The sequence below is a fragment of the Paenibacillus medicaginis genome, assembly GCF_042138635.1.
GTDB lineage: Bacteria > Bacillota > Bacilli > Paenibacillales > Paenibacillaceae > Paenibacillus > Paenibacillus medicaginis.
Window position 1 is genome coordinate 39,292 of the sequence record NZ_JBHIRY010000013.1, and the last position, 13,232, is coordinate 52,523.

At 50.9% G+C, this 13,232-nt stretch carries 12 protein-coding genes; 5 read left to right on the top strand and 7 right to left on the bottom strand.

From position 1 onward, the window contains the following. Positions 1 to 18 precede the first annotated feature (18 nt). The 3 genes from ACE5LO_RS14400 to ACE5LO_RS14410 all read left to right on the top strand — a co-directional run bounded on the left by ACE5LO_RS14400 (position 19) and on the right by ACE5LO_RS14410 (position 1,980). On the top strand, positions 19 to 690 hold the full coding sequence (locus tag ACE5LO_RS14400) for an O-methyltransferase (protein ID WP_375520724.1): 672 nt from the start codon (positions 19 to 21) through the stop codon (positions 688 to 690). Positions 691 to 845: 155 nt separating this feature from the next. Further along, positions 846 to 1,022, top strand: a complete 177-nt coding sequence (locus ACE5LO_RS14405; RefSeq protein ID WP_375520725.1) for a hypothetical protein — start codon at positions 846 to 848, stop codon at positions 1,020 to 1,022. A gap of 220 nt (positions 1,023 to 1,242) precedes the next feature. After that, positions 1,243 to 1,980: an SDR family oxidoreductase gene (locus ACE5LO_RS14410; RefSeq protein ID WP_375520726.1), complete on the top strand. Its 738-nt coding sequence runs from the start codon at positions 1,243 to 1,245 to the stop codon at positions 1,978 to 1,980. A 61-nt stretch (positions 1,981 to 2,041) separates the two neighbouring features. Here ACE5LO_RS14410 and ACE5LO_RS14415 read toward each other — a convergent pair whose 3' ends face one another. The 3 genes from ACE5LO_RS14415 to ACE5LO_RS14425 form a co-directional block, all read right to left on the bottom strand. After that, positions 2,042 to 3,379 (bottom strand): glycosyltransferase family 2 protein, encoded by a 1,338-nt coding sequence (locus ACE5LO_RS14415; RefSeq protein WP_375520727.1) that lies wholly within the window; start codon positions 3,377 to 3,379, stop codon positions 2,042 to 2,044. A gap of 130 nt (positions 3,380 to 3,509) precedes the next feature. Further along, positions 3,510 to 4,283: an exodeoxyribonuclease III gene (locus ACE5LO_RS14420; RefSeq protein WP_375520728.1), complete on the bottom strand. Its 774-nt coding sequence runs from the start codon at positions 4,281 to 4,283 to the stop codon at positions 3,510 to 3,512. Positions 4,284 to 4,370: 87 nt separating this feature from the next. Beyond that, entirely contained in the window at positions 4,371 to 5,030 is a 660-nt protein-coding gene (locus tag ACE5LO_RS14425; protein ID WP_375520729.1) for an alpha/beta hydrolase, read from the bottom strand. A 409-nt stretch (positions 5,031 to 5,439) separates the two neighbouring features. Between ACE5LO_RS14425 and ACE5LO_RS14430 the strand changes: the two genes are divergently transcribed. Continuing rightward, on the top strand, positions 5,440 to 5,763 hold the full coding sequence (locus ACE5LO_RS14430; RefSeq protein WP_375520730.1) for a DUF3817 domain-containing protein: 324 nt from the start codon (positions 5,440 to 5,442) through the stop codon (positions 5,761 to 5,763). A 77-nt stretch (positions 5,764 to 5,840) separates the two neighbouring features. Here ACE5LO_RS14430 and ACE5LO_RS14435 read toward each other — a convergent pair whose 3' ends face one another. Together ACE5LO_RS14435 and thrC are read right to left on the bottom strand one after the other, a co-directional pair. Beyond that, positions 5,841 to 6,746 (bottom strand): ABC transporter substrate-binding protein, encoded by a 906-nt coding sequence (locus ACE5LO_RS14435; RefSeq protein WP_375520731.1) that lies wholly within the window; start codon positions 6,744 to 6,746, stop codon positions 5,841 to 5,843. A gap of 435 nt (positions 6,747 to 7,181) precedes the next feature. Continuing rightward, on the bottom strand, positions 7,182 to 8,576 hold the full coding sequence (gene thrC, locus ACE5LO_RS14440; RefSeq protein ID WP_375520732.1) for a threonine synthase: 1,395 nt from the start codon (positions 8,574 to 8,576) through the stop codon (positions 7,182 to 7,184). A 387-nt stretch (positions 8,577 to 8,963) separates the two neighbouring features. Between thrC and ACE5LO_RS14445 the strand changes: the two genes are divergently transcribed. Further along, the gene (locus ACE5LO_RS14445) at positions 8,964 to 10,088 is read left to right on the top strand and encodes a VanZ family protein (RefSeq protein WP_375520733.1); all 1,125 of its coding nucleotides are present in this window, start codon (positions 8,964 to 8,966) and stop codon (positions 10,086 to 10,088) included. 25 nt (positions 10,089 to 10,113) lie between these two features. Here the strand turns inward: ACE5LO_RS14445 and fhuB are convergent, their stop codons facing one another. Together fhuB and ACE5LO_RS14455 are read right to left on the bottom strand one after the other, a co-directional pair. Next, positions 10,114 to 12,168, bottom strand: coding sequence for a Fe(3+)-hydroxamate ABC transporter permease FhuB (gene fhuB / locus ACE5LO_RS14450; protein ID WP_375520734.1), 2,055 nt, complete (start codon positions 12,166 to 12,168; stop codon positions 10,114 to 10,116). A 32-nt stretch (positions 12,169 to 12,200) separates the two neighbouring features. After that, positions 12,201 to 13,211 carry an ABC transporter substrate-binding protein gene (locus ACE5LO_RS14455; protein ID WP_375520735.1) on the bottom strand — a complete coding sequence of 337 codons (1,011 nt, stop codon included), beginning with the start codon at positions 13,209 to 13,211 and terminating at the stop codon, positions 12,201 to 12,203. Positions 13,212 to 13,232: the final 21 nt, after the last annotated feature.

The following is a 13,232-nucleotide window of genomic DNA, read 5'->3' on the forward strand; positions in this document are numbered from 1 at the left end:
TAAGGAGCAGTGATCAATATGAGCCATTCAAACACATGGACCAAGGTAGACGAGTATATCGGGGAAAAGCTGATTGAACATGATCCCGTTCTGGAGCAGGTGCTGGAGGCCAATCGGCAGGCAGATCTACCGGCAATCGATGTATCTCCAAGCCAGGGAAAGCTGCTGTCCTTGCTGGCACAAATGGCAGGAGCTACACGAATTCTGGAAATCGGCACTTTGGGTGGCTACAGCACCATCTGGATGGCCAGAACGCTGCCTGCTGACGGAAAAATTGTGACACTGGAGCTGGACCCGCACCATGCACAGGTGGCCAGAGCCCATTTTGCCCTTGCAGGCCTTGGGGAAAAGGTGGAATTGCGCTTGGGCAATGCCCTGGAGCAGCTCGCTCAGTTGGACCGAGAAGGAACAGAACCCTTTGACTTGATCTTCATCGATGCCGACAAACCGAACAATCCGGCTTATCTGCGGTGGGCACTCCATTTTTCACACCCTGGTACGGTAATCATCGGCGACAATGTCATCCGGGAAGGCGAAATTATAAATAAGCACAGCACAGACCCCAAAATACATGGCGTACGCGCCTTTTATGACCTCCTGGCTGAGGACCCCCGAATCAATGCCACAGCCATCCAGACGGTTGGAAGCAAAGGTTATGACGGCTTTGTGCTGGGCCTTATAACCGGTTGACACTCGCTTCACAAATATCCCTCTTTGCCTGTCTCCATATCCGTGGATTGTTCCGATTTGTGAAGTAATTACTTGAAATAAGAACATATGTTCCGTATAATTACATTAGCAAACCAGGGATGAATGAAAAAATTTCAAGCTATGGAGATACGAACATGGACAACTTTATTAAGGAGATCCGCAGGACCAGCCGTAACGACAAGCAACGTTCCAAGCTGCTCATTAGTGGCATGAAGGCTGTGCTGCAGGAACGCAAGGAAGAGAATAGAATCAAGCGATGGATGAGGATGTACCGGGACAAGAAACGATTGACCCGCAAGTTCAAGCCCTGATCCCTCATGATCTGATACTTCATATATCCGCACACAAAAATAGGCCGCTGTCACAGCGGCCAACTTGTTTTTCTGCACTTCAATATACTCCGCCCATCCTGATACTCCCCTTGTCGCCTGCTTGAGAGGATTCGGCAATGATTTGGGATAAATCCTCTATCCGTGGCAAAGCCGGATGTTCCATAATGAACTCATGCAAAAACAAAGGAGAGATTATCAAATGTCCAATGTTAAGGGAAAAGTTGTTGTTATTACAGGTGCAAGCAGCGGAATCGGTGAAGCAGCCGCCCGCCTGCTGGCCGAGCAGGGAGCCAGCGTTGTTCTGGGAGCAAGACGGACGGAAAGGCTGGAAGCACTCGTAGCCGAAATCCGTTCCAAAGGAGGCACTGCAGAATATCGTGCCCTGGATGTCACCAGCAAGGAGCAGATGGATGAGTTTATCAGCTTCGCGCAGAGCAAATTCGGCCGTGTCGATGTGCTTGTGAATAACGCGGGCGTAATGCCCCTTTCACCGCTGGAAGCCTTGAAAATCGATGAATGGAACCGGATGATTGACGTCAATATCCGCGGAGTGCTGCACGGCATTGCCGCCGGTCTGCCTGTGATGAAGGAGCAGGGCTTCGGCCAATTCATTAATATCGCATCTATCGGAGCCTATAGTGTAACTCCAACCGCTGCGGTATACTGCGCTACCAAATATGCGGTCCGTGCCATTACCGACGGGCTGCGGATGGAGGTAGGCGGCGCTGTTCGTGTCACTCTGATTTCACCTGGGGTCACGGAATCCGAGCTTGCCGACAGCATTTCGGATGAGGAGTCCCGCGAATTCATGAAGGAGTACCGCCGGATTGCCATTCCCGCAGCCGCCATTGCCCGTTCTATCCAGTACGCTATCGAGCAGCCGGACGAGGTGGATGTAAGTGAGATTATCGTGAGACCGACGGCGAGCCCGAATTAATTTTTTTGTAAAATAGGGGGAGTCCCAGGTCAATTGCGCCTGTTGGGACTCCCCCGATCTGTTATTTCCAGACACGCTTTAATTTCAGTGCTTCCTGCGCATAACCCCAGACCGAAATCGGGCTAATCAGAAATTGATAAAACAGGGTGAACAGAATGAACCCCCTTATATTTCTCCGTACCCTCAGATTAAGCGTCCGGAATACATACCGCTGATAACGGTACAGTAAATAAAAGCTCAAAAAAGTTATCGGCAGTACCAGCAAAGACATCGGACCAACAATCCAGTAAATGCCAAAAAATGCGATGAACATCCCGGGAATCCAGGCAAAGGTGTAAGCCAGATCAATCAGGAGCATGGACAGATTTACACCCGTCAAATACTTGGCGAAGATGCTCGGCTGCTCCCATGGCTTGACCGTCTTCAGTCCTTCAATCATGCCCCGCGCCCATCGGCTACGCTGGCGGGCAAAGTGCAAGAGGGATACCGGGACGGTCGTAAAGGCGACGGAGAGCGGCTCAAAATAGACACGGTAACCGGCCTGCAGAAACTGCCAGGTCAGTACGATGTCTTCCCCGATCACATCAGGCCAGCCGCCTGTAGCACGAACCACCTCCGTCTTGTAAAGGCTGAACGCCCCTTGGGCCACCAGAGTCTGCTGATACAATCCCTGCAGCCTCTTGACCGAGGCAATGGCGAGAAAATAATCCCACTCCTGCATTTGTGCCAAATAATTTTCGCGACTGTTGCGCACCAGAACAGTGCCTGCTACCGCACACACATCCGCAGGAGAAGAAAGCATCCGTTTGACAATGTATTGAATAGCGCTCTTGTGCATTAGCGTATCCGCATCCAAAGTCAGCACAAGCTCTGTTTCCACCTCAGCCAACCCCCTGTTCAAGGCATGGTGCTTGCCCGGCCTCTCCTCCCGCAAAATACGCAGAGAAAGGCCAAGCTCCTGTCCGACGGTGTCGGCGGTCGCTGCGGTCAGGTCTGTCGAATTGTTGTCAATAAGAATGACCCGGATCTGCCCGGCATAATTCTGTGCAGCCACCTTGCGAAGGGTACCCGCGATTCCCTGCTCTTCGTTCCAAGCGGCGATGAGAAGCGTAACCGGTACCTGCGGATCATCAATCTTATAAGCAGGCTGTCTGTCGAACAACAGGCTGCTGATCAGAAAGGCGTTCAAATAACCGGGAATGTACGCCAAACCTGTGATGACAAGAATGGCTCCGGGGATGGTAATGATTCGCCCCAGGTCCTCGACCCAGCGCAAAGATAAAAAAATGGAGAAAAGCACCCATAACAAAGCGATGCCGTGACAGATAAAAAACTTGATTTTTACGGGGATGTAAGGGAGTGTGATTTTCTCCTGCTGTCTTTGCCCATCCTGTCTCACTTGCTGTTGCTCCTTAACCTCTTACATATGGGAGGCATCATGATGTCGAATAACTCTGAAGTCCCCCATATCTTAAACTTTTTCGTACAAAAAAACAGTATATAACTTCACCCATAAAAGCCATATTATGTTATTTTAAAATAACATTTTTATTCAATTCCAATATCACAGGGCAATGGTCACTCCCCATAATGTGACAGTCGATCTGAGCATCCTTTAACTGCGACTCAAGGCGCGAGGAGACCAGGAAGTAATCAATCCGCCACCCGATATTCCGTTCCCTGACCTTGGGCATGTAAGACCACCAGCTATACACTTCTTTTCGATCTGGGTAAAAATAGCGGAACGTGTCCGTAAAGCCGGATTCCAGCAGCTTTGTAAACTTGTCCCGCTCCTCTAAGGTAAAGCCCGAATTGCCCATATTGGACTTCGCGTTTTTCAAATCAATCTCCTGATGGGCAACATTCATATCACCACAGACGATGACAGGCTTGTCCTGATCAAGAGCCATAAGATATACCCTGAACTGTTCCTCCCATTGCAGCCGATGCTCCAATCTGGACAAATCGCGCCGCGCATTGGGAGTGTACACATTGACTAGAAAAAAATCGTCAAATTCCAGCGTGATCACGCGTCCTTCGGTATCGGCATCCGTCTCCCCCAATCCGTACGTGACCGCCAGCGGTTTGATTTTCGTAAATACGGCCGTTCCCGAGTATCCTTTCTTCTCGGCATAGTTCCAATATGAATATACTCCGCTGCCGAGCTCCAGACTGATTTGTCCTTCCTGCAGCTTCGTTTCCTGTACGCAAAAAATATCCGCATCTGATGCATAAAAGTAATCCGTAAAGCCTTTGTTCACGCATGCTCTCAATCCATTTACATTCCAAGATACCAGCTTCATGTTCAATTCTCCTTACCTGTTTCCTGTGACCCAGTTTAACATACCGGGCCGGATTTAGTCTGTTTGCTCCCCGGTTTCATGTAATCTTCACGGATTGCAGATCCAATCCAAAGCTTCGCGGAAGAGTACCTCCCTTTCGCTGCAATGGCATACAAGATGGCCGCTATGCTGGATCATCAGCAGCTTTTTATCTGCTGTTCCAAGATGCGCATACAAGTAAGAAGCGCTGCGATTTCTGACCAGATGATCGTTTGTGCCCTGTACAATGAGCACCGGCTGCCTAACCTGCCCATAAAAATCAAACGACTCGCGCACCAGCCGAAAATATTCACGCGTAGCCCTTGGCGGTGTTGTTATTGCGTTTCTGGCATAAGCCCTTAGCATTTCAGCCCTGAAAAGTGTCTTGACAATTTCGCGCGGATTCAGAGGAAATACCGGTGTGGACAGGAGGATCAGTCTGCCGATTCTTTCACCATATTTGGCTGCCAGATGAACAGCAATCAGCGAACCCGTCGAAAAGCCGATTAAATGGACCGTTGAATGCCGGGCCAGCAGACTCACCAGTTCCTCCTCGGCGCGGCTGATCCAGTCCCTTCTTCCGGCTGCGAGCATATCCTCACGAGTTCCCCCGAGACCTTTCAAAGTAAAAGTACGCGCCGTACAGCCATGATCGCGCAAGTACTCCGCCAGCGGCGAAACCTCATGCTCCCCTCCGGTAAAGCCATGAATTAGCAAACAAACGGTCATCGCGGCTCAGCTCCTGTTATTTGTCTCTTTGTAATATCATTGTAAAGCATGGCCCCGGGTATAACCAAATAGGCACAAGCGAACCATATTTCCTGACGGTTTAGGCGCTGATCAGGTTCAAAGCATATTAAATTTGAAATATTCATTTTTTTGTAACTTCCCGAATGGCTGCAAACGTTTTATTTCAGCTATATTAAAAAGAAAACTATTAGAGGTTGTTCAAAAAGTCATCTTTTGATCACGAAGGAAGTCAGGAAGCGGACTCGACATCGAATCTTGAATTCAGCCGGGACTTCCGGTGCTCACGTACCCCTAGTACGCTCCGCTCCTCAGTCCCTACCTTCATCCAACCTTCTCGGTGCTGAAAACCTGACTTTTTGAACTCGCACTATTAGTAGGAGGTATTCATTTGTCAGGACGCGTCTTGCAGTTGCTGCGTTTCGTCGGCAATTTTGAAGCGGTATCGTATCTGCTGCTCGTTTTTATCGCAATGCCCCTCAAATATTGGGCGGATCAGCCTTCTATGGTCAGCGTGGTCGGCATGATTCACGGCGTTTTATTCATCCTGTACGTAGTGGTCATTCTCGCAGCACTGCTGCTGCGGAAATTGACGTTCAAGCAGGCCGTCCTCGGCTTCATCGCCTCGCTGCTGCCTTTCGGTCCTTTCGTATTCGACCGCAAGGTGCTGAACAAGAGCAGTATCCCTGCCGAGCCTGTCAATCCCAAAGCCTAAGAACATATTCCAATTCAAAACACATATTCGATGTAAAAACAAAGAGAGCCGGGGCTGTTGATCCCTGGCTCTCTTTCTCACTTATCTGACCGGCTCTTGTTCGCTTCTTCCCGTTCAATAAGCATGTCGGCAAACAGATCGATCTGCTCGCTGATCGCGATCGGGTCATAAGGGTAGAAGGTATCAAAATTATTCGAGAAAAACCGCTTGCTCTTCACGGCCTCAAGATTCCTCCAGACACCGGATTTTTGCAGCTTTTCAAGGCTTTCACTTGTTCCGTCCGGATCATAGTTGGTCAGGAACATGTAATCCGCCGCATATTGGGGCAGTGCCTCCAAGGAAAGAAGTTTGGTTCCTTCTGCTCCCTGAATCAGTTCCTTTTGTATGATCTCAGGTGCTTTAAGCCCCAAGGCATTATAAAGGGCCTGTCCGCCGCGCCCGGCATTGTCCCCGAATGCATACAATTCATTCTTCGGGGTCAGCTCGTATATGCCGAAGGTTGCGTTTTCGTCGATAATGCCTTTGATTTTTTCCCGTCCGGCAGCCGCTTTTTCCTCATATTTGCTGATAAACTGCTCACCCTTCTCCGGTTGGCCTGTTAAATCCGCAAACAGCTCGACTGTTTGATAAATATCTCTTTCCGCATCAAACGGAATATGTACCGTCGGCGCGATTTTGGACAGCTGCTCATATTGATCATCATACATGACCACAATCAGATCAGGCTGCAGCTCCAGAACAGATTCCGCGTTAATCGGCGTTCCTACATCCTTGACCGTCTTCATTCGGTCTTTTATATACGGATTCTTGAAAGCATCACTTCCCGAGCCCACTACAGGCCCCTCGACGGACAGCAGCGCGCCTGTATAATAATCGGTTATGATCCGCTGTGGCTTGGCAGTAATCTCGATCGGTCCTTTGTCTGTTTCGAAAACCCGTGTTTCATTTGCAGCGGTTCCGGTGGAGGAAATCCGGAAACACAAAAACGGGCCAAGTCCACTGAAGTGTGACCCGCCCGTTTCAAAGATGATCCATATCCGTATTGTGCTGCTTTGACCGCAAGAGTAATACCTCCTGTTAGAATTGAGTTCAACGTATCATCGTTTCGTGAATACGCTTACAATTTACTGTGGAACAAATCGTTTGCTATCTGGATCCACCCCCATATTGAGAGATACAGAGGAATGCTGAGCAATGTTGCCCACAGCAGGCCTAGCCGAAAATCTCCTTCATGTCTCATGGGAATTCCTCCTCACGATTGAGCTTTTGGTACCGCTTACTACATATTATATACCCAACCAGCGAAGTTACCACTCCTTTTTTTACACACAGAAAACATTTGGGCCATACAGAAAAAAAGCAGACACAAGGTTAGTTCGCTCCTTGGTCTGCTTGGGTGTAAGGAGGGCTCGCCTGCCTTACAGTTGATAAAAAGTCTCCAGTTCGCGCACGATTTCAGCTTTATCATACTCGACAATCTTTTGATGCTGCGGCAGCGTGAACAACTGCTCGATCTGCGGCGGGAATGGCTGCTTGATATCCACGAGCCGCACCGCTTCATCAAATTTCGCCGGATGCGCCGTTGCAAAGGTTACGGTTACTTCCCCTTCACCGGCTTCTGCCTCATATGCCGCAATGCCGCAGGCTGTATGCGGATCAAGAAGATAGTCATAAGATTTTTTATAGTCTCCGATCAGTTCAAGACATTGCGTATTGCTAGCTCCATAGGCCGCGAAATCCTGTTGCACCTTGACCAGATCCTCAGGGCTGATCGTAATCTTGCCGTGTTGCTGCAGCTCCTTCATATATGCGGATACCTTCTCCGGATCCTCACCCAGGAAATAGTACAGGTATCGCTCAAAGTTGCTGGCCACCTGGATGTCCATCGACGGGCTGTGGGTCATTTTGAAATCACCCGGCTTGTACTCTCCCGTCTTCACAAAGCGTTCCAGGATGTTGTTCTCGTTGGTGGCAATGATCAGCTTATTGACCGGAAGCCCCATTCGTTTGGCTAAATAACCGGAGAAAATATTGCCAAAGTTGCCGGAAGGCACGCAGAAATTGATTTTCGGAAGCTGTTCTCCCTTGTTGATTTGCAGGTATGCATAAAAATAATATACGGTTTGGGCCAGAATCCGTACAAAGTTGATGGAGTTAATGGCGCGCAAATGGTATTTGCTCTTGAAATCCAGATCCGCGAACAGCTCCTTAATGACCTTCTGGCAATCGTCAAAGTTGCCTTTGACGGACAGATTCAGCACATTTTCATCGTCCACCGTCGTCATCTGCAGTTCCTGCACCTTGCTCACCTTTTGATGCGGATGCAGAATGCAGATCTTGATGCCTTCCTTGCCACGCACACCCTGAATGGCCGCTGCACCCGTATCGCCGGAGGTTGCCCCGAGGATGTGGATGATCTTGTTCTGTTTTTTCGATACATAAGAATAGAGCTCACCCATAAACTGCAGGGCGACATCCTTGAACGCAAAAGTAGGTCCATGGAATAGCTCCAGAATATACAAGGAATCATTCACTTGATGCACAGGTGTCACTTCCGGCGTCCGGAAGCTGGAATAGCTGCGGCGGACCAGCTCCCGCAAGTCCTCTTGCGGAATCTCATCATTGATATACAATGAGAAAATTTCCAGAAACAGCTTCTCATAGCTGAGCGTCTTCCATTTTTGCAGCGTGTCCTCCGTAACGGCCGGAACTTCAACAGGCACCATCAGTCCCCCGTCGTCGGCCAGCCCCATAAGCACCGTGTCTATGAATCCTTTAGGTTTCACTTGTCCTCTTGTGCTGATATACTGCATTGTCCACTTTCCCCCATTTACGTAAATATTCAAATCCGTTAAGTAAAACGATTTAAGAAAAAATTCCACCAGGCGCGGACTCTTATCTTAAATGTACATCGGTATACTTTTTTTAAATTATTGTCTATATTAACCTGACATGTGGCTGTAACCAAGCATTATTTTTGTTTTCGCAAATTATACCTGCCGGAAAGCACACAAATTGCATTTCAGGCGGCATAACACCCCTTAAAATGATACAATGGCAGGGCCGGATGCTGCAATATATCCGCCATGTCCCTTGCTGGTCCATCGGTTTCATTTGCCAGACAGATTTTACATAATAGGAGATGTGCATCATAATATGGATAAGATCATTAAGCTCGCAAATTACAGGTGATATAAAACATGCTGAAATTCTACTTGTTTCCGATCTCATATGCGTTTATGACCTTCCCAATTGCCGCACTGCTGTTTACGCTGCCGTTTCTTATTGTGCAATATCGCAGACACGGCTATATTCACAAGACCCGAGCATTTATGCTATATCTTTTTTTGCTGTATCTGATGAATATATTTTATCTTATTCTGCTGCCCTTTCCTGAAACACGGCATAATACGCCGCTCGCGGACGGCAATGTACAGCTTGTTCCGCTTCATTTTATTCAGGACATTATCCGGGAAACGAAGGTGGTTGCAGATGAACCGTCTAGCTATTGGCATCTGCTGCGGGAGCGCGCCTTTCTGCAGGTTGCGTTCAACGTAGCATTGACGGTGCCATTTGGCATGTTTCTCCGCTATTATTTCCGCACAGGGTGGATAGTTTGCCTTTCTCTATCCCTTCTGCTCTCGCTTACATTTGAGGGTGTTCAACTGTCCGCCACTTTGGGATATTACGACAATCCCTACAGAGTGGCTGATGTGGATGATCTGATCGCCAATACGCTTGGCGGTATCACCGGTTTTCTGCTGGCTGGATGGCCTGCGGCGCATCTTCCCCGCATGGACCGTTTGGATGAAAAGGTGGACCTGTCCGTCAAACGTATATCCTACACCAGACGTGCTGTCGCCTGGCTGATCGATCTTGGCGTATGGCTCCTCATTTATGCCCTGCTGATGATCTACCATACGGAAGCAGCTTACTGGGTATCCAGTGGGATTTATTTTATGCTCATTCCCTTCCTGACGGGCGGGCGCACGCTTGGCAAATGGACGGTCCGCATCAAGCTGACGGGCAAACGCGGCAGAGTCTCCCTGGCGGCGCTGATCATCCGCTACGGAATACTTTATTGGGTGATAGGTGGAATTGGCATCTGGCTTCCCATCTTATCCCTTCGGGTCTCCGATCTGTCGTTCATCATGACCGCGTTTGTAGTATTCATAGTTATGGCAGCGTTTGTTGTTCATATCGTGACCCGTATTGTGAACAAGGACCCGCTCCTATTCTACGAAAAGCTGAGCAAAACCTCCCATGTCATCACCTGGCCTGACAAGCATCGGGACAACAAAAGCCTGCAGACTACTTCAATGTAGTTTGCAGGCTTTTGTGCCGCGCTTTCTATCTTCTCCTTGGCATTCTGGATGAGCGCCACATCAGGAAGAGCAGATAAGGAGCCCCAAGCAATGCTGTTACGATGCCAGCCGGCAGCTCCTTGGGCATAATGACGATTCTGCCGAGCCAATCTGCAGCCGCCAGCAGCACACCGCCGATGAGAGCAGACAGCACCATGTTTTGCCGGTGATTCGCGCCAGTCAGCAGGCGGGCCGCATGGGGGGCCAGCAGGCCGATAAAACCGACCGCACCCACGTTGGCTGCTGCGATGGAAGCCAGCAGCACAGCAATTACGCCGGTGTACAGCCGGGTATTGCGGACATGCAGGCCGACTCCGGCCGCGCTTTCGTCGCCAAACGCCAGCAGATCCACTCTGCGGCCAAGCCACCAGGCCAAGGGCAGCAGCATCATCAGGGCTGGCGTAATCTGCAGCACCTCCGCCCAGCCGCGGCCGTAGGTGCTGCCTGCCATCCATGCCAGCGCAGGGGCAACGGCCAGCTTGGCGTGGATGATCATAAGATTGATCAGCGCCGAGCCGGCGGCGGCCACGGCAATGCCGACCAGTGTCAAAACGGTCGGGTTCAGCCCTCTTTTCCAGGAGGCGCTGTAAACCAGCGCCGCCGCAGCAATGCCTCCGATGACGGCTCCGGCCGGCACCCAGCTCACAGGCAGCTGTGGCAGCAGGATCATCAGGAAGAGGGCTCCCGCCCCCGCACCGCTCGTAACGCCTACAATATGCGGGTCACCTAGCGGATTGCGGACAGCGTTCTGCAGCAGACTGCCGCTCACGGCCAGCGCGATCCCCGACAGCCCTGCTGTAAGCAGACGCGGCAGACGGAATTGCAGCAGAATCTGCCGGTACATGTCCTCTCCTCCGCCGGATAATACCGCTATGACCTCCATAAACGGAATCGAAAGCGTACCGCTCATCAGGCTGAGCATCCACACGACAAGCAGCAAGATAGCAAAAAAGGCAACCCACAGGCGGTAGGAGCCAAACCTGAGCCTGCCTCCTGCCGCCATTGACGTAGCCGGGGTTCCTTCGACCTTGCGGGAGACGCGCATGGCAAGCCAGATCAGCCAAGGCCCGCCGATCATGGCGGTAATCGCGCCTGCCGGCAGCTCGCCATACGAATTGACGAACATGCGGGCAATCGTATCAGCTCCGGTCAGGAGAGCAGCCCCCCATACCGCCGCAAGCGGCACAAGCCCCGCATGTTTGGTAATGCCTGTCAAACGGACCAGATGAGGTGCCACCAGGCCAATAAAGCCGATGGGACCAACGACACTGACAGTGACACAGGCCAACAGCACGGCGGCGGCCATAGCCAGGGATCTTGCCAGCCCTACACGCTGACCCAACGAACGGGCAGTCTCCTCCGGGAGCAGCAGCATATCGAGCTGACGAGCAAAAAACATAGCGGCAACCAGTCCGGCAGCAATCCACGGCCAGGCGAAAACGACTCCATCCCAGTCGTTCTGAATCAGCGAGCCCGAGCCCCATAGAAATATGCCCTGGGTCGTTTGTTCATTCAGCAGCACCAGCGCGCTTGTGATCGAGGACAGGACAAGTGTCACGATCATGCCTGACAAGGCAATGCGCAGCGGAGTGCCCTTGGAGCCGCCTGCCAGCGCATGCACGGCAAGTGCGGCAACCGTGCCGCCGATCACTGCGAAGAGAAGGGAATAATGCCCCTGCATGACCGGCCAGAAAAGCATTCCCGATACAACCGCCAGATAAGCACCGGCATTCACACCAAGGGTTGACTCCGAAGCTAGCGGATTGCGGGTGACCGTCTGCATCAGCACACCGGCTGCCGCCAGCGCAGCCCCGGACAGCAATCCCATAACCGTGCGCGGCATGCGCACACTGCGAATAAGCTGGTGGTCAGGCAGATCCTGCGGAGCCGTAATGGCCTGGATGACAGTGGCCAATGAAATATCCGCCAATCCTTGAGTGAGGCTGATAAACGAAATGACAAGCAACGACGCAAGGCCTGCCAGCAGCATCCCAAGTGTGCGTATGCCCGTCCCGGTGCGTGCAGCCTGTTCCTGCTGCAATGGGGCAAGATTTCTGTTGAAGATGCCCATGGTTACTGTGTCAGCAGGTCGGCAGCTCTCTCAGCCAGAACTTTAGCCGATAGCGGGCCTCCATACGGCCAGGTATCACCGCCCAGGGCATACACACGGTTTTCTTTTACAAAATGAAGCCCGTTCCAGACCGGATTGTCCTTCAACTGGTTCTCAATGACATTGTCGTCATCCTGAATGATATGAATAAAATTGGCATCCTGCAGCGCAGGCAGCGCTTCAACATCTGTGGTCGTAAACCCGTAAAGCTCGAACTGTTTCGATTTGTACGCATTCTTGAGACCGATATGCTCCAACGTCTTAACTGCCAGAGAATTATCTGTGGATATACGGAATGTGACAGCATTCTGGTTCGTAAAGGCCATGGCAAGAACAAACGGCTTTTGATCGGCTCCTGCTTCCGTGATCCGCTTTTTGGCCGTTTCATACGCTTGGTTCAGATCATCCAGTACAGCCTGTGCCTCTGTATTTTTGTCCAGCACATCGGCAATGGTCAGGAATGTCGTTTCCATATCTTCATACTGGTCACCCTGTCCTTCTTCCGGATAAGGATTGAACAGCAGTGTAGGCGCAACTGCTTTTAAAGCATCATAGTTCGCCTCATGCAACGACTTCAGACCCAGGATTAAATCCGGCTTCAGCGAAGCGATTAATTCCATATTAGGAGCACCACGGTCGCCGAGATCCGTAACATCCCCGCTTATTTCCACCGGAGCGTTAACCCATTTCTTCATGCCTTCGATATCGGTAATGCCGACTGGCTGCACGCCAAGCGCCAATACATCCTCCGCAGCCGTCCAATCCAGCACAACCACGCGTTTGGGAACGCCTGTCACCGGAATTTCTCCCATAGCGTCCTTGAAGGTTCTTGTTTCCTCAGCCTGAGCAGCACCGTTCGACGCCCCCGCAGTGCTGCCTCCTCCTTCGGTAGCTGTGTTCTGAGCTCCGCAAGCGGTTAGAAAAACAGCGAACAAAAGAACGATCAAAAAAGCAGACGATTTTACAATACGCAATGAAATTTCCCCCTTAAATGT

Coding starts and splice junctions, on each gene's coding strand:
- ACE5LO_RS14400 (WP_375520724.1), top strand. CDS start 19: ATGAGCCATTCAAACACATGGACCAAGGTAGACGAGTATATCGGGGAA.
- ACE5LO_RS14405 (WP_375520725.1), top strand. CDS start 846: ATGGACAACTTTATTAAGGAGATCCGCAGGACCAGCCGTAACGACAAG.
- ACE5LO_RS14410 (WP_375520726.1), top strand. CDS start 1,243: ATGTCCAATGTTAAGGGAAAAGTTGTTGTTATTACAGGTGCAAGCAGC.
- ACE5LO_RS14420 (WP_375520728.1), bottom strand. CDS start 4,283: ATGAAGCTGGTATCTTGGAATGTAAATGGATTGAGAGCATGCGTGAAC.
- ACE5LO_RS14425 (WP_375520729.1), bottom strand. CDS start 5,030: ATGACCGTTTGTTTGCTAATTCATGGCTTTACCGGAGGGGAGCATGAG.
- thrC (WP_375520732.1), bottom strand. CDS start 8,576: ATGCAGTATATCAGCACAAGAGGACAAGTGAAACCTAAAGGATTCATA.
- ACE5LO_RS14445 (WP_375520733.1), top strand. CDS start 8,964: ATGCTGAAATTCTACTTGTTTCCGATCTCATATGCGTTTATGACCTTC.